This window comes from Streptomyces sp. NBC_01294, from assembly GCF_035917235.1.
Classification (GTDB): domain Bacteria; phylum Actinomycetota; class Actinomycetes; order Streptomycetales; family Streptomycetaceae; genus Streptomyces; species Streptomyces caledonius.
The window spans coordinates 3,970,918-3,990,626 of the sequence record NZ_CP108423.1 but is presented as its reverse complement, the minus strand read 5'-3'; the positions used below and the strand labels follow the sequence as shown (position 1 = coordinate 3,990,626).

15 protein-coding genes and 2 pseudogenes are annotated in these 19,709 nt (G+C 72.3%); 8 read left to right on the top strand and 9 right to left on the bottom strand.

Annotated features, from left to right (window positions below; translation table 11 throughout):
- Nucleotides 1-82: 82 nt before the first annotated feature.
- On the top strand, nt 83-862 hold the full coding sequence (locus OG534_RS18020) for a TrmH family RNA methyltransferase (RefSeq protein ID WP_326589079.1): 780 nt from the start codon (nt 83-85) through the stop codon (nt 860-862).
- Here the strand turns inward: OG534_RS18020 and OG534_RS18015 are convergent.
- Nucleotides 818-1,699, bottom strand: a pseudogene (locus OG534_RS18015) (hypothetical protein); the annotation flags it as partial. The gene OG534_RS18020 and the pseudogene OG534_RS18015 sit on opposite strands and share 45 nt — an antisense overlap.
- A gap of 152 nt (nt 1,700-1,851) precedes the next feature.
- Between OG534_RS18015 and OG534_RS18010 the strand changes: the two are divergent.
- Nucleotides 1,852-2,493 carry a MerR family transcriptional regulator gene (locus tag OG534_RS18010; protein ID WP_326589078.1) on the top strand — a complete coding sequence of 214 codons (642 nt, stop codon included), beginning with the start codon at nt 1,852-1,854 and terminating at the stop codon, nt 2,491-2,493.
- A gap of 44 nt (nt 2,494-2,537) precedes the next feature.
- Here OG534_RS18010 and paaN read toward each other — a convergent pair whose 3' ends face one another.
- Nucleotides 2,538-4,220, bottom strand: coding sequence for a phenylacetic acid degradation protein PaaN (gene paaN, locus OG534_RS18005; protein WP_326589077.1), 1,683 nt, complete (start codon nt 4,218-4,220; stop codon nt 2,538-2,540).
- A gap of 124 nt (nt 4,221-4,344) precedes the next feature.
- Between paaN and OG534_RS18000 the strand changes: the two genes are divergently transcribed.
- The 3 genes from OG534_RS18000 (at nt 4,345) to OG534_RS17990 (ending at nt 8,254) form a co-directional block, all read left to right on the top strand.
- Nucleotides 4,345-5,856, top strand: a complete 1,512-nt coding sequence (locus OG534_RS18000; protein WP_326589076.1) for a 3-hydroxyacyl-CoA dehydrogenase — start codon at nt 4,345-4,347, stop codon at nt 5,854-5,856.
- Entirely contained in the window at nt 5,853-6,440 is a 588-nt protein-coding gene (locus OG534_RS17995) for a TetR/AcrR family transcriptional regulator (RefSeq protein ID WP_326589075.1), read from the top strand. Before OG534_RS18000 ends, OG534_RS17995 begins: the two co-directional genes overlap by 4 nt.
- A gap of 218 nt (nt 6,441-6,658) precedes the next feature.
- Entirely contained in the window at nt 6,659-8,254 is a 1,596-nt protein-coding gene (locus tag OG534_RS17990; protein ID WP_326589074.1) for a hypothetical protein, read from the top strand.
- A 156-nt stretch (nt 8,255-8,410) separates the two neighbouring features.
- Here the strand turns inward: OG534_RS17990 and OG534_RS17985 are convergent, their stop codons facing one another.
- Nucleotides 8,411-8,989, bottom strand: a complete 579-nt coding sequence (locus OG534_RS17985; RefSeq protein ID WP_326589073.1) for an Lrp/AsnC family transcriptional regulator — start codon at nt 8,987-8,989, stop codon at nt 8,411-8,413.
- A gap of 178 nt (nt 8,990-9,167) precedes the next feature.
- On the opposite strand from OG534_RS17985, the gene pdhA reads away from it, so the two are divergent.
- Genes pdhA through OG534_RS17970 form a run of 3 tightly spaced genes read left to right on the top strand, consistent with a single transcriptional unit; the run spans nt 9,168 to nt 12,660 of the window.
- A complete protein-coding gene (pdhA, locus tag OG534_RS17980) occupies nt 9,168-10,304 on the top strand; it encodes a pyruvate dehydrogenase (acetyl-transferring) E1 component subunit alpha (protein WP_326589072.1) in 1,137 nt (378 codons plus the stop codon).
- Nucleotides 10,305-10,354: 50 nt separating this feature from the next.
- Nucleotides 10,355-11,323: an alpha-ketoacid dehydrogenase subunit beta gene (locus tag OG534_RS17975; RefSeq protein ID WP_326593683.1), complete on the top strand. Its 969-nt coding sequence runs from the start codon at nt 10,355-10,357 to the stop codon at nt 11,321-11,323.
- Nucleotides 11,323-12,660 (top strand): dihydrolipoamide acetyltransferase family protein, encoded by a 1,338-nt coding sequence (locus tag OG534_RS17970; protein WP_326589071.1) that lies wholly within the window; start codon nt 11,323-11,325, stop codon nt 12,658-12,660. The genes OG534_RS17975 and OG534_RS17970 overlap by 1 nt, the downstream gene beginning before the upstream one ends.
- Before the next feature lie 34 nt (nt 12,661-12,694).
- Here the strand turns inward: OG534_RS17970 and OG534_RS17965 are convergent, their stop codons facing one another.
- The 6 genes and pseudogenes from OG534_RS17965 to OG534_RS17940 all read right to left on the bottom strand — a co-directional run bounded on the left by OG534_RS17965 (nt 12,695) and on the right by OG534_RS17940 (nt 19,476).
- The gene (locus OG534_RS17965) at nt 12,695-14,107 is read right to left on the bottom strand and encodes an RNA-guided endonuclease InsQ/TnpB family protein (RefSeq protein ID WP_326589070.1); all 1,413 of its coding nucleotides are present in this window, start codon (nt 14,105-14,107) and stop codon (nt 12,695-12,697) included.
- A gap of 268 nt (nt 14,108-14,375) precedes the next feature.
- Nucleotides 14,376-14,817, bottom strand: a pseudogene (locus OG534_RS17960) (GNAT family N-acetyltransferase).
- Between the two features lie 336 nt (nt 14,818-15,153).
- On the bottom strand, nt 15,154-16,131 hold the full coding sequence (locus tag OG534_RS17955) for an NAD(P)H-quinone oxidoreductase (RefSeq protein WP_326589069.1): 978 nt from the start codon (nt 16,129-16,131) through the stop codon (nt 15,154-15,156).
- 26 nt (nt 16,132-16,157) lie between these two features.
- Nucleotides 16,158-17,258, bottom strand: a complete 1,101-nt coding sequence (locus OG534_RS17950) for a potassium channel family protein (protein WP_326589068.1) — start codon at nt 17,256-17,258, stop codon at nt 16,158-16,160.
- A complete protein-coding gene (locus tag OG534_RS17945; protein ID WP_326589067.1) occupies nt 17,246-18,541 on the bottom strand; it encodes a molybdopterin molybdotransferase MoeA in 1,296 nt (431 codons plus the stop codon). Before OG534_RS17945 ends, OG534_RS17950 begins: the two co-directional genes overlap by 13 nt.
- Entirely contained in the window at nt 18,538-19,476 is a 939-nt protein-coding gene (locus tag OG534_RS17940) for a DUF6457 domain-containing protein (RefSeq protein ID WP_326589066.1), read from the bottom strand. Before OG534_RS17940 ends, OG534_RS17945 begins: the two co-directional genes overlap by 4 nt.
- Nucleotides 19,477-19,709: the final 233 nt, after the last annotated feature.

Here is a 19,709-nt window from a genome sequence, read left to right as displayed (position 1 = left end):
CTCAAACGCCGGCGAGGCTGGATTTTCAGCCCGGAGAGGCCCGCGCAGCGGCTCGAACAGGGGCGGGCCGTAGGGTCGGGGTATGAGTGAGGATCAGGATCCCGAAGCGGTCGCGCGGCACTGGCGGGAGGCCGCCGTGCGGGCGGATCTCGTCCTGCTCGACGGGTTCCACGCGCTGAAGCACGCCCTGCGCTTCGGGGCCGACGTGCGGATGGTCATCGCCGAGGACCCCGCCGCCGTACGGGCCCTCGCCGCCGAGCTGGCCCCGGACGTCGAGCCCGACGTGGCCCGGCTGGTGCGGCGGGCCACGCTCAGGGAGGTCATGCCCCGCGTGCACCCCACCGGCGTCGCGGCCCTCGCGGTACGCCCCGACCGGGCGGCCGGCCTCGCCGCGCTCGGGCGGATGCCCAGGCCCGCGCCCGTCGTCGTGCTCGACAACCCGCGCAACCTCGGCAACGTCGGCGCCGTCGTCCGCCTCGCCGCCGGCTTCGGCGCCACCGGCGTGGTGACCCGCGGCGACCTCGACCCCTGGCACCCGAACGTGGTCCGGGCCGGGGCCGGGCTGCACTACGCCACCACCGTCGCGCGCCTCACCCTGGACGAGCTGCCGCCCGGGCCGCTCTACGCCCTCGACCCGGAGGGCGAGGACATCCGCGCCCTCACCCTCCCGGACGACGCCCTGCTCGCCTTCGGCTCGGAACGCCACGGGATCTCACCGGAGCTGCGCGCCCGGGCCGACCACCTCGTCTCCCTGCCGATGCGTCCGCAGGTCTCCAGCTACAACCTCGCCACCAGCGTGGCCATGACCCTCTTCCACTGGGGCGGCCCGCCGGCCGGCGAGCAGGGCGGCGAGGACGCCTAGCGCGCCCGCGGCCAGGATCAGCGCGGCCGCGCCGAGCGTCGCCCCGTCCGGGTGGATGAGCGACTGGCCGCGCAGCGCCTGCCAGGTCACCAGCGCGAACGTCGCGGCGTAGACCCCGCCGGCCACCAGGACCAGGTGCAGCCGTACCCGCTCCCGCCGCAGCAGGGCGAAGCGCGCCGCGAGGACGGTCAGCGCGAGGACGAGCAGCGGGAGCAGCTGCAGTGCGTGCATGCCGAAGAAGTGCGGGACGCGCAGGTCACCGCCGGTGGTCGACCAGCCCGTGAGCGGCATGGCGGGGCCGCCGTCCGGTACGCCCACGCTGTGGGCGCCCACCACCGGCGCGTCGTCGACCGCGAGCTGCGCCTCGGTGGGGCGGGTCATCGCGAAGCCGATTCCGGCGCCCGCGAGGGCGAGGACGGTGGCGGTCCGGATCGCCCAGGTGGTGGCCCGGTCGGCGACGCGGGTGCGGAAGAGCAGCACGGCGATGACGAGCGTGGCCGTCCACAGCACGACGACGGTCACGGCCATCGCGTTGTAGAGCCGCTCGTCGAACGGAGTGCCTTGGTTGAAGTGGCTCTGCCTGCCCCGGATCACCTGACCCGTCATGAGCAGCATCTCCACCGCACTGGCCGCGGTGACGACCGTGCCGGCCCACCAGGCGGTCCTGCGCAGCCGTGGGCGGGCCTCGACGGCCAGGGAGAGCATCCAGGCCAGGCTGAGCGCGTAGCCCACGAACGAGACGGCGAACTTGAAGGGTTTGGCCCAGATCGGGGCGCCCACGAGCACCCTGTCGTCGACGGCGAGGCCCACGGCGGAGCCGACGGCCCACACCGCCATCACGCCCGCGAACACGGTCAGTGGCCGGTGCCAGGTACGCAGTGAAGACACGGTTCCCCCCACAGGAATGGATAGTGGCGCTTGCCGCTATCTGATAGCGCCACTATCTATGATGGGCGGGGACAGAGCAAGCAGAAACGGGTGGACGCACGATGCGCATCGGGGAATTGGGCCGCCGGACCGGGGTCTCGGTACCGACGATCAAGTACTACGTACGGGAGGGCCTGCTCCCGCCCGGCGAGCTGACCAGCCCCAACCAGGCCAGCTACGGAGAGGCCCACGAGCGGCGGCTGCGGCTCATCCGGGCCCTGCTGGAGGTGGGCGGTCTCTCCCTCTCCGCCATCGGCGAGGTCCTCGACGCCGTCGACGACAAGGAGCGGCCGGTGCACAAGGTGCTGGGCGCGGCGGCCGACCGGCTCGTGCCGGGGCACGCCTCGGAGCCGGACGCGGAGACGGACCTGGCCCGGGACAAGGTGGCGCGGCTGATCGGGGCGCGGGGCTGGCGGGTGTCGGCCGACGCCCCGGCGGCGGAGGCCCTCACGGTGGCGCTGGCGGCGCTGGCCCGCGTGGGGCACGCGGGCTTCGGCACCGGGGTGCTCGACGAGTACGCCGAGGCGGCCGAGCGGGTGGCCCGCGCGGATCTCGACCACGTCATGCGCCAGGTGGCACGCGAGGACCTGGTCGAGTCCGTCGTGGTCGGGACGGTCCTGGGCGACGCCATGTTCGCGGCGTTGCGCAGGCTGGCCCAGGTGGACGCCTCCGCCCGCACCTTCGGAAGCGAGGCAGCGGGGTAGCGAGGTGGCGGGGGGCGCCCACCCGGGCCGGCAACGCGCCGGTGTCAGGCCTGGCGGCGGACCTCCACCACGCGGAAGCGGTTCGCGACGAAGGCTCCGTCGCACAGCGCCGCGTTGGCCGCGGGGTTGCCGCCCGAGCCGTGGAAGTCCGAGAACGCCGCGGTCTGGTTGACGTAGACCCCGCCGGTCAGGTTCAGGGAGAGCTGCGCGGACTCCTCCAGGCAGACCTCCTCGATCGCCCGCTCGGTGTCCGCGGACGTCGTGTACGCGCCCACCGTCATGGCGCCCTTCTCCCGCACCGTGCGGCGCAGCAGGTCGAGGGCGTCGGCGGTGGTGTCCACGGCCACCGCGAAGGAGACCGGGCCGAAGCACTCCGAGAGGTAGGGCGCCTCCGGGTCCGGCTTGGCCGCGTCCAGCTTGACCAGGACGGGGGTGCGGACCACCGCGTCCGGGAATTCGGGGTTCACGACCTCCCGGGAGGCCAGCGCGACCTCGCCCAGTCCGGCCGCCGCCTCCAGGCGCGCCTTGACGTCCGGGTTGACCAGCGCGCCGAGCAGCGCGTTGGCCCGGGCGTCGTCGCCCAGCAGGCCGCCGACCGAGGCGGCGAGGTCGGCGACGACCTCGTCGTACGTCTTGGGGCCGGCGTCCGTCGCGATGCCGTCGCGCGGGATCAGCAGGTTCTGCGGGGTGGTGCACATCTGGCCGCTGTACAGGGAGAGGGAGAACGCGAGGTTCGCCAGCATGCCCTTGTAGTTGTCGGTGGAGTCGAGGACGACGGTGTTGACGCCGGCCTTCTCCGTGTAGACCTGCGCCTGGCGGGCGTTGGTCTCCAGCCAGTCGCCGAACTCCGTGGACCCGGTGTAGTCGATCAGCTTGATCTCGGGGCGGACCGCGAGGGCCTTGGCGATGCCCTCGCCCGGACGCTCCACCGCGAGCGCCACCAGGTTCGGGTCGAAGCCCGCCTCGGCGAGGACCTCGCGCGCCACCTGGACGGTCAGCGCGAGTGGCAGCACGGCCCGCGGGTGCGGCTTGACCAGCACCGCGTTGCCGGTGGCGAGGGAGGCGAACAGGCCGGGGTAGCCGTTCCACGTCGGGAAGGTGTTGCAGCCGATCATGAGGGCGATGCCGCGCGGGACCGCCGTGAAGCTCTTGCCGAGATTCAGCGGGTCCTTCTTGCCCTGCGGCTTCGACCAGTCGGCCTGCCCCGGGACCCGGGTCTGCTCCTCGTACGCGTAGGCCACCGCCTCCAGGCCGCGGTCCTGCGCGTGCGGGCCGCCCGCCTGGAACGCCATCATGAAGGCCTGGCCGCTGGTGTGCATGACCGCGTGCGCGAACTCGTGGGTCCGGGCGGAGATGCGGGCCAGGATCTCGATACAGACCAGGGCGCGCGCCTCGGGGCCCGCGTCGCGCCAGGCACCCATGCCGGCCTTCATCGCGGGCAGCAGCACGTCCGGGTCCACGTGCGGGTACTCGACACCCAGCTCCGGGCCGTACGGGGACACCTCGGCGCCCGTCCAGCCGTCGGTGCCGGGCTGCCCCAGGTCCAGCCGCGTGCCGCGGACGGCCTCGAAAGCGGCGAGCCCGTCGGCCGGCGCGGTCTCGCCGTACGCCTTGGGGTGCTCGGGGTGCGGGGACCAGTAGGCACGACTGCGGATCGCCGACAAGGCCTGGTCCAGGGTGGGCCGGTGCTTGGCGGACAGCTGGGGGACGGTGAGCTCGGCGGCCATCAGGGACCAACTCCTCGTTGAGCCGGGCGAAGAAGAGCAGACTGGAGTTAGAGTAACCGAACGATCGGTCGGGACAAGTGGGCCCGGCGGACCTGTGGACAAGTCGGTGCGGGAGGATCAGGACATGACAGCAATCGAACGGTCCCGCACTGTGGCGGTCGTCGGCGCGGGCACCATGGGCCAAGGCATTGCCCAGGTCGCCCTTCTCGCAGGTCACCGCGTGCTGATCTACGACATCAACGCCGCCCTCGCCGCCGACGGCGTCGGTTTCGTGCAGGACCGCGTCGAGCGGATGGCCGCCAAGGGCCGCCTCGACCGGGCCGAGGCCGAGGACGCGATCGACCGGATCGGTGCGGCGGGCGACCTCGCGGCCCTCGCAGGGGCCTCCCTGGTCATCGAGGCGGTGGTCGAGAACGTCACCGTGAAGCAGGCGCTCTTCGCCGCGCTCGAAGAGGTGGTGGAGCCGGACGCGCTGCTGGCCACCAACACCTCCTCCCTCTCCGTCACCGAGCTGGCCGCCGGGCTCGCGCACCCCGGCCGCTTCCTCGGCCTGCACTTCTTCAACCCGGCCCCGCTGCTCCCGCTCGTCGAGGTGGTCAGCGGTTCCGCGACCGACCCGGCCGCCGCCGAGCGCGCGTACCGCACCGTCCTCGGCTGGGGGAAGACGCCGGTCCGCTGCGCCGACACCCCCGGTTTCATCGTCAACCGGATCGCCCGCCCCTTCTACGCCGAGGCCTTCGCGGTGTACGAGGAGCAGGGCGCCGACCCGGCCACCATCGACGCCGTGCTCCGCGAGAGCGGCGGCTTCAAGATGGGCCCGTTCCAGCTGACCGACCTGATCGGCCAGGACGTCAACGAGGCTGTGACCCGCTCCGTGTGGGAGTCCTTCTTCCGCAGTCCCAAGTTCACCCCCTCCCTCGCGCAGCGCCGGCTGGTCCAGTCCGGCCGCCTCGGCCGCAAGTCGGGGCACGGCTGGTTCCCGTACGGCCCGCAGGCCGTGGCCGCGCAGCCGCACACCGCCGGACCCGAGGAGGCCCCGGCCAAGGTCACCGTCGTCGGCGACCTCGGACCGGCGGCGGACCTGGCCGACCTGCTGGAGGAGGCCGGGATCGCGGTCACGGCCACCGAGCACGGGGGCCCGTACATCCAGCTGCCCGGCGAGGGCCAGCTGGTCCTCGCGGACGGGAAGACCTCCGTCGAGTTCACGGACGTCGTGTACTTCGACCTCGCGCTCGACTACCGCGGCGCCACCCGGATCGCGCTCTCGGCGGGCGAGGACACCAGCGAGCGGACCCTCGCCGAGGCGATCGGCCTCTTCCAGAAGCTGGGCAAGCAGGTCTCCGTCATCGGCGACGTCCCCGGCATGATCGTCGCGCGGACCGTCGCGATGCTGATCGACCTCACGGCCGACGCCGTCGCCCGCGGCGTGGCCTCCGCCGAGGACATCGACACGGCCATGCGGCTCGGCGTCAACTACCCGGTGGGACCGGCCGAATGGCACGACCGGCTCGGCCGGGACTGGGCCTACGACCTGCTGCACCACCTCGACGAGCGCTGCCCCGGCGGCCGGTACGCGCCCTCGCTGGCGCTGTTCAAGCTGGGCTACGCCGCCGGCGACGAGGAGGGGGAGCAGTGACCACGGCCAAGCGGGACACGTACACCCCCGAGACGCTGCTGTCCGTCGCCGTCCAGGTCTTCAACGAGCGCGGCTACGACGGCACCTCGATGGAGCACCTGTCCAAGGCCGCGGGCATCTCGAAGTCCTCGATCTACCACCACGTCGCGGGCAAGGAAGAGCTGCTGCGGCGGGCCGTCAGCCGCGCCCTCGACGAGCTCTTCGCGGTCCTGGAGGAGCCCGGCGCGGTACGGGGCCGGGCGGTCGAGCGCGTCGAGTACGTCACGCGCCGCACGGTCGAGGTGCTGCTCTCCGAGCTGCCGTACGTGACGCTGCTGCTGCGCGTCCGCGGCAACACCCTGACCGAGCGCTGGGCTCTGGAACGCCGCCGCGAGTTCGACCACCAGGTCGCCGACCTGCTCAAGGCCGCCGCGGCGGACGGCGACCTCCGGGCGGACGTGGACATCCGGCTGGCCACCCGCCTGCTCTTCGGCATGGTGAACTCCCTGGTCGAGTGGTACCGCCCGCACTCGGGGACGGGCCCCGACCAGCTCGCGGACGCGGTCGTCCACATGGCCTTCGACGGCCTGCGCACGGTCCGCTGAGGCTTCGGGGGGACCGATCCGCCCGGTGTCGGCGGGGCTCTGTACGCTGATCAGGATTTCCGTCCTGAGCGCGTTCAAAAAGCCGCTTTTGTAAAGAAAATGGGGGGCCGGTGCGCAATCGCCGTCTCGTAATCTCCGCTGCCGCCATGGTCGCGGCCGGCATTGGCCTCATCCCTGGCGTGGCCCAGGCCGATCCGGCCAAGCCTGACGCGCAGGGTATGAGCAAGCCCGACCTGGACCTGGGCCTCGGCAAGGCGTCCAAGTCCAAGGAGCACTCCTTCACCAGCCCCGCCGACCGCACGGTCCGCAAGGCGCTGCCCTCCGCCAAGACCGGCGTCGCCGCCGCCCCGCAGGCGCAGGCGGCCGTCGCCGGCAACCCGGACCTCGCGATAGGCCTGAACGCCTACGGCACCTCGGCGCACTCCCTGGAGCTGGACACCGCTTTCACCAGCGTGGACGCCACGCTGGAGGTCACCATCGACTGGGGCGACGAGAAGACGGAGGTGGTCAGCACGACGGTGGACAACACGGACGAGAAGACCACCACGCTGACCAAGGCGCACACCTACGCCGAGGTCGGCGCCTACACGGTCAAGGTCACCGTGAAGGACGTCGCGAACAACGTGACGGCGACCAACACCATCGCGGTCGTCACTCCGGGTTCGGACTTCACCCCGTACGCCCCGACCCGCCTGCTGGACACCCGCAACGGGACCGGCGCGCCGGCGGGCACGGTCCAGCCGTACAGCTCGACCCGCGTGAAGGTCGGCGGCAACGGCGGCATCCCGGCCGGGGTCACCGCCGTGGTCCTCAACGTCACCGTCACCGACACCAACAGCGACGGCCACATCATCGCCTTCCCCGAGGGCACCGAGCGTCCGACCACGTCGAACGTCAACTTCAAGGCCCGTCAGACCGTTCCGAACCTGGTCATCGTGCCGGTCGGCAAGAACGGCTACGTCGAGCTGGCCAACCGCAGCTCGATGCCGGTCAACCTGATCGCGGACGTCACGGGCTACTTCAGCCACTCCGCGTCCAGCGGCTACAGCCCGATCACCCCGTCCCGCTTCGTCGACACCCGCGACGGCCTCGGCACCGTCAAGGGCCAGCTCGGCGGACGGAAGACCTTCTCCACCCAGATCAGCGGCCTGCGCGGCGTGCCCCAGGGCATCAGCGCCGTCGCGCTCAACGTGACGGTCACCAACCCGAAGGAGGCCGGCCACCTGTCGGTCTTCCCGGGCGGCGCGGCCACCCCGACCGCGTCCAACCTGAACTTCACCGCCGGTCAGACGATCGCCAACTCGGTGATCGTGCCCGTCGGCGCGGACGGCAAGATCAGCGTCTTCAACGGCGCCTGGGCGGGCACCGACGTCATCGTCGACGTCGTCGGCTTCTACAGCACCGACAGCAAGGGCGCCTTCCTGCCGCTGGCGCCGGAGCGTCTGCTCGACACCCGTGACCCCGCGAGCTGGGACGGGGGCCCGCTGGGGGCTCGCAGCTACATCTACATGCCGCTCTCCTACGACGAGCCCGCCATCTCGGGCTTCGTGATGAACGCCACGGTCACCAACACGCAGGGCGACGGGTTCCTCACGGTCACCCCGGACCCCAACTCGATGGACGACTACATCAACGGGGCCGAGGACTGGCCGACGCCGCCCAACTCCTCGAACCTGAACTGGACGAGGGGCGCCACCGTCCCGAACCTGGTCCAGGCGAGCACCGGGTCCACCGGCATCGTCGACTTCTGGAACCAGGGCTGGGACGACACCGACCTGATCGTCGACCTCTTCGGCTACTACGACACCAAGTGATCCACCGGTAGCACCGGAGGGGCACACAGCCGACGCCCCGGGAACGGCCCGTACAGGCCGTTCCCGGGGCGCTGTCGTACCCGGACGGCCCACCGGCCGCCACGCGCTTCTGGCGGGCCGCCACGCCCCACCGGCCGCCACGCTCCCGGCGGCGGCCTACTCCTCGGCGATCGCCGGGGCCCCGCCCGGGCCCGGCCCGCCCGGCCCCGTGTCCAGCAGGTCCGTCTCCTCGAAGACCAGCAGGGTGCGCGTCGAGAGGACCTCCGGGATGGCCTGGAGGCGCGTGAGGACCAGTTCGCGCAGGGTCCGGTTGTCCGGGGTGTGCACGAGGAGCAGCACGTCGAAATCCCCGCTGACCAGGGCGATGTGCGCGGCGCCCGGGAGCTCGCGGAGCTGCTCGCGGACCGTGCGCCAGGAATTCTGGACGATCTTCAGGGTGATATAGGCGGATGCGCCCTGGCCTGCGCGTTCGTGGTTGACGCGGGCCGTGAAGCCGCGGATCACCCCGTCGTCGATGAGCCGGTTGATGCGGGCGTAGGCGTTCGCCCGCGAGACGTGCACCTGCTCCGCCACCGACCGTATCGACGCACGGCCGTCCGCCTGGAGCAGCCGCATGATCGACCGGTCGATCGGGTCCAGGGGGCGCGGTGCCACAGGAGGGCTTGCGGAGGAGCCGGGTGCGCCACCCGGTGGTGCCGGTACGGAACCCGCTCCGGCCATTTGTTCATCCGGCATTGCCCGATGCCTCCCTCTCCTGGACGTCCTGCATCCATCCCAGGGCCCAGGCGCCAGTTTGTCCACAGCCTGGAGCCGCCTGTAGCCAAAATGCGCAGACAACCGAACAATCGGTAGGTGAGGGGCCTCACATCCGGGGCACCCCCTGCCCGCTTCCCACGAGGAGGTGTACGCCGCCATGACGGTCCAAGAGCTGCCCGGTGCCGGTGCGTCCCACCGTCCCACCCCGCCGCCCGCCTGGAGGCCCCGTACGGACGCCGCCCCGCTGCTCCCGGACGCCGAGCCCTACCGGGTCCTCGGAACCGAGGCGGCCGACCGGCTGGACCCCGCGTTGATGCGCCGGTGCTACGCCGAGCTGGTGCGCGGCCGCCGCTACAACGCCCAGGCCACCGCGCTGACCAAGCAGGGCAGGCTCGCCGTCTACCCCTCCACCGTCGGCCAGGAGGCCTGCGAGATCGCGGCCGCGATGGTCCTGGAGGACCAGGACTGGCTCTTCCCGAGCTACCGCGACACCCTGGCGGCCGTGGCGCGCGGACTGGACCCCGTACAGGCGCTGACCCTGCTGCGCGGCGACTGGCACACCGGATACGACCCGCGTGAGCACCGCATAGCCCCGCTGAGCACCCCGCTCGCCACCCAGCTGCCGCACGCGGTGGGCCTGGCGCACGCGGCCCGGCTTCGCGGCGACGACGTCGTCGCCCTCGCCATGGTCGGCGACGGCGGCACCAGCGAGGGCGACTTCCACGAGGCGCTGAACTTCGCCGCCGTCTGGCAGGCCCCGGTGGTCTTCCTCGTGCAGAACAACGGCTTCGCGATCTCCGTCCCGCTCGCCAAGCAGACCGCGGCCCCGACCCTGGCCCACAAGGCCGTCGGATACGGGATGCCCGGCCGGCTGGTCGACGGCAACGACATCGCCGCGATGCACGAGGTGCTGTCCGAGGCGGTCCGGCGGGCCCGGGCCGGCGGCGGTCCGACCCTGATCGAGGCCGTCACGTACCGCATGGAAGCCCACACGAACGCCGACGACGCGACCCGCTACCGCGGTGACGCCGAGGTCGAGGCCTGGAAGGCGCACGACCCGATCGTCCTGCTCGAGCGCGAGCTGACCGCGCGCGGGATCATCGACGAAGCGGCCGTCCAGGCGGCGCGCGACGAGGCCGAGGTGATGGCGGCGGCGCTCCGCGAGGGGATGAACGCGGACCCGGTGGTGGACCCGATGGACCTGTTCGCGCACGTGTACGCGGAGCAGACCGACCGGCTGCGCGAGCAGGCGGCCATGCTCCGTGCAGAGCTGGAAGCCGAGGACCAGGCGTGACGACGGTGGCGGCGGCGAAGTCCGCGAAGCCGGGGGCCAAGCCCTCGACGATGGCGCAGGCCCTGACCCGGGCCATGCGCGACGCGATGGCCGAGGACCCGACGGTCCACGTCATGGGCGAGGACGTCGGGACGCTCGGCGGGGTCTTCCGGATCACGGACGGGCTCGCCAAGGAGTTCGGCGAGGAGCGCTGCACGGACACCCCGCTCGCGGAGGCGGGAATCCTGGGCGCGGCGGTCGGCATGGCCATGTACGGGCTGCGGCCGGTGGTCGAGATGCAGTTCGACGCCTTCGCGTACCCGGCCTTCGAGCAGCTCATCTCGCACGTGGCCAAGATGCGCAACCGCACCCGCGGCGCGATGCCCCTGCCGATCACCATCCGGGTGCCGTACGGCGGCGGGATCGGCGGCGTGGAGCACCACTGCGACTCCTCCGAGGCGTACTACGTGGCGACCCCCGGTCTGCACGTGGTGACCCCGGCGACGGTCGAGGACGCCTACGGGCTGCTGCGCGCGTCGATCGCGAGCGACGACCCGGTGATCTTCCTGGAGCCGAAGCGGCTGTACTGGTCGAAGGCCGACTGGTCGCCCGAGGCGCCGACGGCCGTCCCGGGCATCGGGAAGGCGATGGTCCGGCGGACGGGCGCGAGCGCGACGCTGATCACCTACGGCCCTTCGCTTCCGGTTTGCCTGGAGGCGGCCGAGGCGGCGCGCGAGGAGGGCTGGGAGCTGGAGGTCGTCGACCTGCGCTCGCTCGTCCCCTTCGACGAGGAGACGGTCATGCAGTCCGTACGCCGTACCGGGCGCGCGGTGGTCGTCCACGAGGCGAACGGCTTCGGCGGACCCGGCGCGGAGATCGCCGCTCGCATCATGGAGCGGTGCTTCCACCACCTGGAGGCGCCGGTGCTGCGGGTGACGGGCTTCGACATCCCGTACCCGCCGCCGATGCTGGAGAAGCACCACCTGCCGGGAGTGGACCGGATCCTGGACACCGTGGCCCGCCTGCAGTGGGAGAACTGATGCCGCAGGTAATGGAATTCAAGCTTCCCGATCTCGGGGAGGGCCTGACCGAGGCCGAGATCGTCCGCTGGCTGGTGGCCGTGGGCGACGTCGTCGCCATCGACCAGCCGGTGGTCGAGGTCGAGACGGCCAAGGCGATGGTGGAGGTTCCGTGCCCCTACGGCGGTGTGGTCACCGCCCGCTTCGGGGAGGAGGGCACGGAACTCCCGGTCGGGGCGCCGCTGATCACCGTCGCGGTGGGCGCGCAGACGCTCCCGGAGGCCCCCGAGGCCGAAGCCGAAGGCGAAGGCTCCGGCAACGTGCCCCGGCCCCTGATCGGTTACGGCACGGACCACTCGCGCCCGGCGCGTCGGCGACGGGTGCGACCCGTCACCGCCGAGGTCTCGGCGCCGGCCGCGGCTCCGGTCGCGGCTCAGGTCACCGTGCCGGCCGCGGCGCCCGTCGCGCCCGCCCCGGCCGTCCCGGCCGGGCCCGTGCCCGTGATCTCGCCGCTGGTGCGCAAGCTGGCGCGGGACGGCGGGGTCGACCTGCGCGCCCTGCACGGATCCGGACCCGAGGGCCTGATCCTGCGGGCGGACGTCGAGGCGGCGCTGGCCGCGCTGCGGGCCCCCGAGCCGGCTCCCGTCGCGGCTGCGGCCGTGGCGGTGCAGGGCGAGCGGATCCCGCTCAAGGGCGTGCGCGGGGCGGTCGCCGAGAAGCTCTCGCGCAGCCGCCGGGAGATCCCGGACGCCACCTGCTGGGTCGATGCCGACGCCACCGAGCTGATGGCCGCCCGGGCCGCGATGAACGCCGCGGCCGGACCCAAGATCTCGGTGCTCGCGCTGCTGGCCCGGATCTGCACGGCCGCACTGGCCCGGTACCCGGAGCTCAACTCCACCGTGGACCTCGCGGCCAAGGAGATCGTCCGGCTCCCGTCCGTGCACCTGGGGTTCGCCGCGCAGACCGAGCGGGGCCTGGTGGTCCCGGTGGTCCGGGACGCGCAGAACCTCAACCCCGAGTCCCTGTCGGCGGAGTTCGCCCGGCTGACCGAGCTGGCCCGCGCCGGGAAGCTGGCCCCGTCCGACCTGACGGGCGGCACCTTCACCCTGAACAACTACGGGGTGTTCGGGGTCGACGGCTCCACGCCGATCATCAACCACCCCGAGGCGGCGATGCTCGGCGTCGGCCGGATCATCGCGAAGCCGTGGGTGCACCAGGGTGAGCTGGCGGTGCGGAAGGTCGTGCAGCTGTCGCTGACGTTCGACCACCGGGTCTGCGACGGGGGCACGGCGGGCGGCTTCCTGCGCTACGTCGCCGACTGCGTCGAATCCCCGGCGGTCCTGCTGCGCGGCCTTTGACGATCCTCGCCCCCGGGTATGGGGGCGATTCCCTTCAGCTCGCGTGGGCGGGCTTCGGGGCTTCACGCATCCGCCTCCGGCCTGAGGCCGGGACTCGCACCCTGGGGATGCTGCGCGTGCTGTTGATGTCCGAGCCACCCGTCCGGCGGGCTCGGGCCTCGATCTCGACCGAGGCGTTGTGGTCGGCGTCGTCCTCGTGCCCGCAGTGGGTGCAGGCGAACAGCCGGCCGCATCCCTTACGGGATCCGGGATCAACTTGGCCGCAAGCGGCGCAGGTCTGGGATGTGTGGAACGGCGGGACGGTGACGAGTACGGACCCGTGCATGCAGGCCTTGTACTCAAGCTGGCGCCGCCGTTCGCCGGGGGTGTTGTCGAGGATGGCCCGGTTCAGCCGGGCTTTCTGCCGGACGTTCCTTCCCGGCTTCTCGGCGGTGCCCTTCGCGGATTTGCTCATGTTCTTCACGCACAGGTTCTCAATACCGATTAGGCCGTGGTTTTTGGCGAGATCAGTGGTGAGCTTGTGCGTGAAGTCCTGGCGTCGGTTGGCCTGCCGGGTGGTGAGCCCAGCGATCTGGGCGATCGTCGTACGCAGCCGGTTGCCGTACTTCCCTCCGTTGTACTTCTTCGCGTACGTGACCTGGCGGGCCTTGCGCTGCTCCAGCGCCCTGAGCCGCTTCTGCTCGTTGGCGGTCAGCGACGGCGGCATGAGGCGGGGTGCCGTCTCGGTGGACACGAACGCGGAGGCGGCGACCCCGAAGTCCACCCCGCACGCGGGCTTCCCGTTCGGCGCGTCCGGCTTGCGGCCGGTGTGGACACCGAAGGAGATGTGCCAGCCGTTGCCATCCCGGGAGATGGTGGCGTTGCGGATCGTCCCGCCGATCGCGCGGGAGAGCCTGAACCGCAGCCAGCCGAGTTTCGGCAGGCGCACTTCGGCCCACTTACGGTTCAGCTTGCGGACCTCGACCGCCTGCCCGGGAAACGGAATCGACAGGCGGTGCCCGCGCTTCTTCCGCGCCGGAAACCGGGCCGGATGCTCGGGGTTCCAGAAGTTGTCGTAGGCCCGGTCAAGGCTGCGGAGGATCTGCTGGCCTGCCTGAGCTGGGAGCTCCCCGATCCACTCCAGGTCGTTGCGGGCGGCGGTGAGCTGCTTGCACTGCTCGGCTGAGCGCAGGGTGTACCGGCGCTGCTCCCACAGGTACACGCGCTGTTCGAGGGCCACGTTCCACAGAGCGCGCGCCGTATGCCCCCACCCGATCAGGACCTGGCTCTGATCCCCGGTGGGGTACGCACGATACTTGCGCCCCGCGTCTGCCTTCACGCTCTCAGCGTGCCGACGGTTTACGATCGGCATGACCTGGATTCGGAAATTTACGCATTGTGCTTTCGTGGGCGCGCACACTTGGTCTTCGTGACGAAATACCGGCATAAAATGCGCACCGATGCGCATCTAAGAGGAGACCATGTGCACGGTGTGCGCGGACTTAAGAACGCGAGCTGAACGAGTTCCGAGAACGATTAAGTACACCTCCTCGTGACTTCCTGCCCGAGGTCGCCATCTCGAAGCTGCTCAACTCCCTCATGAGCCTCTCCTCCCGGCATGCTCCGCCAGGGGTACCCCGAACCAAGTCCGGCGCTGCTGGCGGGCCCAGCGCCTTCGAACAAAAGCTGTTCGACTATCACCATGCCCGGAGCAACGAGCTCCAGGCCAGTCGGGGTCAGGGAAGCCGCAGGTCGATATAGGGGATGGTGTCCCCCGATAGCAGGTATCGCTCGGTCTCGACGAACCGGTGATTCTGCGCGAACCGCAGACCGTCGTCGTTTGAGGACAGGACGACGGTCTCGATCACCTTGGCACCCAGCTCCCGCGCCCGGTTGACCCCGCGCGCGTAGAGTACTTCGCCGAATCCCTGTCCACGGTGAGTGCTGAGCACGCGGGCGATCACTGTGGCCGTCAACGTGTCGTCTGCCGACGGGCGCACCGTGCTAGCAGCCCACGAGTGCATCACCGAGATACGCGACCTCCAGGTGGTGGAGCTGGGAACGTTCCCGTACCTCGTCCAGAGACAGGAGGTGGGTGGGGATGATCATGTTGTGGACGTACTGCCAGTCTTTGAGAGTGGCATCGCCGTCCGGCTGCTGAAAGCGAAGGTCAGACATCGCAGCAGGAGACCCGAGTACTCCTCGGACGTCAACTCCGTATGCCAGTCGGCCGCCGTTGGCAGTACACGTGCCAGCCGCCAACTGAGACGACCTCTACTCCCGGTAGCTCGGTAGGGGTCGGGGAGCGGGCGGGCGGGTACGGGTCCCGCTCCGCGGAGCCTCTCCCCGCCCCGCCCTCGCTCCGTGTCCCGGGCTCTGCCCGGACCCGGTCCTCAAACGCCGGACGGGCTGAAACATTCAGCCCCGCCAGGGGGCCCCTCCCAGCGGTAGCCGGGGGAGTTTGAGGCGCGGGGGTTCGGGGGCAGCGCGCCCGCAGCGGCGGCGCGCCGGTTCTCAGACCGTGAGCAGGAGTTTGCCCACGTGGGTGCTCGACTCCAGGACGCGGTGGGCCTCGGCGGCCTCCCGCATCGGGAACGTCCCGTGGACCACCGGACGCACCCGCCCCGCAGCCACCAGCGGCCACACGTGCTCCCGTACGGCCGCGATGATGGCCGCCTTCTCCTCCAGCGGGCGGGCCCGCAGGGAGGTGGCGGTGATCGCCGCCCGCTTGGCCAGCAGCGCGCCGAGGTTCAGCTCCGCCTTGACCCCGCCCTGGAGACCGATCACCGCGAGCCGGCCGTTCACGGCCAGCGCGTCCACGTTCCGGGCGAGGTACTTCGCGCCCATGATGTCCAGGATCACGTCCGCCCCGCCGCCGCCCGTCGCCGCCCGCAGCTCCGCCACGAAGTCCTGCTCGCGGTAGTCGATGAGGATGTCCGCGCCCAGCTCCTTGCAGCGCGCCAGCTTCTCCGGGCCGCCGGCCGTCACGGCGACCGTCGCGCCCACCGCCTTCGCGAGCTGGATGGCCATCGTCCCGATCCCGCTGGACCCGCCGTGCACCAGCAGGGTCTCGCCGGGGCGCAGTCCGGCCACCATAAACACGTTGGACCACACCGTCGCGACGACCTCGGGCAGCGCGGCGGCCGTCACCAGGTCCACGCCCGCCGGGACCGGCAGCAGCTGGCCCGCCGGGACGGCCACCCGCTGGGCGTACCCGCCGCCGGCCAGCAGGGCGCACACCTCGTCGCCCACCGACCAGCCGGACACCCCCGGCCCGACCGCGGCGATCCGCCCGGAACACTCCAGCCCCGGATGGCGCGAGGCGCCGGGCGGCGGGTCGTAGAACCCCTGACGCTGGAGTACGTCGGCGCGGTTCACGGCGCTCGCCGCGACCTCGACGAGGACCTCGCCCTCGCCCGGCACCGGATCGGGTACGTCGGTCCAGACGAGGGCCTCGGGGCCGCCGGGCTGCTCGATGGTGATCGCATGCATGGCCCGGAGGCTACGCCAACTCGCGCCTACTCGGCGGGACCTAGCGTCACCTTCGGCGAAGTGGGCGGCGCCGCCCGCACGATGGTGATGAGACGGTCCGTCAGCTGGATCGGGCTCGCGTGCGGGTCGTCGTAGGCGAGCAGCCGGTGCCCGCGCAGCACGTTCACCACCAGGTCCTCGGTGTCCCGTACCGACTTGCCGACCTCGGACTTCCTGGCCGGGCGTTCGATCAGGTCGAGTCCGCTGCCCTGATGGATCAGGTCCTCCATCACCGTGCCCGCGCTCGGGCTGAGCACCGACAGGCCCAGCAGCCGGCCGGCCGCGCTCGCGCTGGTGATGACGGCGTCCGCGCCGGACTGGCGCAGCAGCGGGGCGTTCTCCTCCTCGCGCACCGCCGCGACGATCTTCGCGCCGCGGTTGAGCTGCCGGGCCGTCAGCGTGACCAGGACCGCCGTGTCGTCCCGCTGGGTGGCGATGACGATCTGACGGGCCTTCTGCACCTCGGCGCGGAGCAGGACGTCGGAGCGGGTGGCGTCGCCGACCACGCCCGTGAACCCTTCCGCGTTGGCCGTGTCGATCACCTTGGCGCTGGGGTCGACGATGACGACCTGCTCCTTGGAGAGGCCGGTGGCCAGCAGCGTCTGCAGGGCCGAGCGGCCCTTCGTGCCGAAGCCGACGACGACCGTGTGCTCACGCAAGTTCTTCCCCCAGCGCTTCAGCCGCCACTCTTCCCTCGTCCGCTCCGTGAGGACTTCCAGGGTGGTACCGACCAGGATGATCAGGAACAGCACGCGCAGCGGGGTGATCAGCAGGATGTTGATCAGCCGTGCGCTGTCGCTGTACGGGACGATGTCGCCGTAGCCGGTCGTCGACAGCGTGACGGTGGCGTAGTAGAAGCAGTCGAGGAGATCGACCGTCTCGTTGGCGTTGTCGTGGTAGCCGTCGCGGTCGAGCCAGACGATGAAGACCGTCAGGAAGAGCACGGACAGGGCCATCAGCAGGCGCTTGGTGACCTGGCTCAGAGGCTGCTCGACGATGCGTTTGGGCAGTTTGACGCGCCGGGAGACGAGTTTCTCGTCGGCGGCGCGGGCCATGGCGTCCTGGCCGTGAAGTTTCACGTGAAACATCCTCCTGAAGCCCACGGCAGATCGAGAATTTCCAGGTCCTGCCCGGACCGCGCGCCCTTGGGCGGTACGACGGCCAGCGCGTCGGCGGCCGCCACGCCGCGCAGCATCGCGGGACCGTGGAAGCGCAGCGGCACGGCGTGCTCGTCGCTCAGCAGCACCGGGACCAGCCGGGTGTCGTACGGGTGGCCCGGTACGTCGCCCTGGACCGGCGCGGTGTAGCCGGGGCGCCTGCTGCGGCCGGCGAGGGCGCGCAGCAGGGGTTCGGCGAGGGTCAGCAGCCCGGACACGGCGGCCAGGGGGTTCCCCGGCAGCCCGACCAGGTGCCGGCCGGCGTCGCGGGACCCGATGCGGGCCAGCAGCATCGGATGGCCGGGGCGTACGGCGACCCCGTCGACCAGCAGGTCGGCGTCGGCCTGGCGCAGTACGGGGTGGACGTGGTCGACGGGTCCGGAGGCGGTGCCGCCGGTGGTCACGAGGACGTCTGCGGTGGACGTGGTGACGGCCTCCAGCAGGGCCGCGGCGCCCGCCGGATCGTCGCCGAGCCGGCGCGTGCCGACGACCTCGGCGCCGAGGCGGGTGAGCCAGGGCCCGAGCATGGGGCTGAGGGCGTCGCGGATCAGCCCGTCGTGCGGGAGGCCCTCGGTGAGCAGCTCGTCGCCGAGCACCAGGATCTCCACGCGGGGGCGCGGCCGGGTGGCCAGCTCGTCGTACCCGGCGGCCGCGGCGAGCCCGAGCACGGCCGGGGTGACCAGGGAGCCGGCGGGCAGCAGCAGGTCGCCGGAGCGGCACTCCTGCCCGCGCGGGCGGATGTCCTGGCCGGTGAGGACGGCCCGGTCGGCGAAGAGCTGGGTGCCGGCCTCACGGCAGTGCTCGCTGCGGATGACAGCCGTGGTGTCGGCGGGGATCCGGGCGCCGGTGGCGATCCGTACGGCCTCGCCGTCGGCGAGCGGCTCCGGCCGGTCCGAGCCGGCCAGGACGCCGCCGCCGCTGCGCATGCTCCAGGGGCCCGGGCCGGCGACGGCCCAGCCGTCCATGGCGGAGGTGTCGAAGGACGGCAGGTCGGTGAGCGCCTCCAGGGAGACGGCCAGTACCTCGCCGAGGGCGTCCGCGAGGGGGACCCGGTGCGTACGGGGCCGCACCGCGGCCCCGGCGTGCACGGCGGCGTCCCGGGCCCGCTGCCAGTCCACGGCACGGTGTCCGCCCGCGCCGCCGCCCTCGGGGGCGCGGCTGACCAGGGCCAGGGCCTCGTCCAGGGCCTGGTCGGCGGAGTTCGTGGGGGTCATCCGGAGCCGTTCTGTTCGGCGGCATCGTCGGCCTCGGCCTCGGCGGCCCAGCGCAGCGCCAGGTCGGCCGCCTTGCGGGAGGCTTCGGCGACGGCCTGGGCGGGGTCGGCGCCGGTGGCGGCGGCCTGGGCGGCCGCGTAGCCGACCAGGAAGGTGGTCAGCGGGGCGGCGGGCCGGGCGACGCCGTGGGCGGCGTCGCGGGCGAGGTCGAGCAGGGTCTTGGTGTCGACGGCGAGGTCGACGCCCAGCTCGTTCTTGACGGCGGTGATCCATTGGTCCAGCACGGTTCCATGCTCCCTGATCCGGGCGCGGGCGGCGGCGAGATCGTCCCAGGTGTCGCAGTCGAAGGAGGCGAGCGGCTGCGTCGTGACGCGGGCGAGGTCGAGTTCGGCGGTGAGCGCGCGGAGCGGGAGCCCGGTCAGGTTGCCGTGTTCGGCGGCGAGCAGGGCGATCTCGCGGCGCAGGGGTTCGGCCCGGTAGGCGGCGACCAGGGGCTGGTCGCGGCCGTCGGGGTCCTGGAGCATCGCGCCGTCGGTGCCGGGTGCGGTGTCCGTGCCGGGTGCGCCGCCCGTGCCGGCCGTGCCGCCCGTGCCGCCCGCGCCGCCCGCGCCGGGCGGGTTCAGCAGGGTCCGTACGGTGTCCCGGTCGAGGAAGGGCAGGTCTGCGGAGAGGACGAGGACCAGCTCGGCGGTGGTCTGGCGCAGTCCGGCGTCCAGCGCGGCCACCGGGCCGCCGCCGGGCGGGTCCTCGCGGGTCCAGCGGACCGGGCGGGCGGTGGGGCGGCGGGAGCCGACCACGATGGTGGTCCGGGCGTCCGGGCAGGCGTCGAGGACGCGGTCGAGGAGGGCGCGGCCGCCGACGCTCAGCGCGGGCTTGTCCACCCCGCCGAGTCGCTGCGCGGCACCGCCGGCCAGCACGATCGCGTCGTAGCTCATGCCCCAGAGTATGCGTCGAGCATGTCCCCTGCGGGGAGCCCCACTTACCGGTGGCTTCTCCCGGCTGCCGGGGCCCCGCCCCGTACCCCGCGCCTCAATCGCCGGCGGGGCTCAAAGATCGGGGCTCCGCCCCGGACCCCGCGCCTCAAGCGCCGGCGGGGCTCGAAGATCGGGGCTCCGCCCCGGACCCCGCGCCTCAAGCGCCGGCGGGGCTGGGTTGGTGCGGCGGGGCT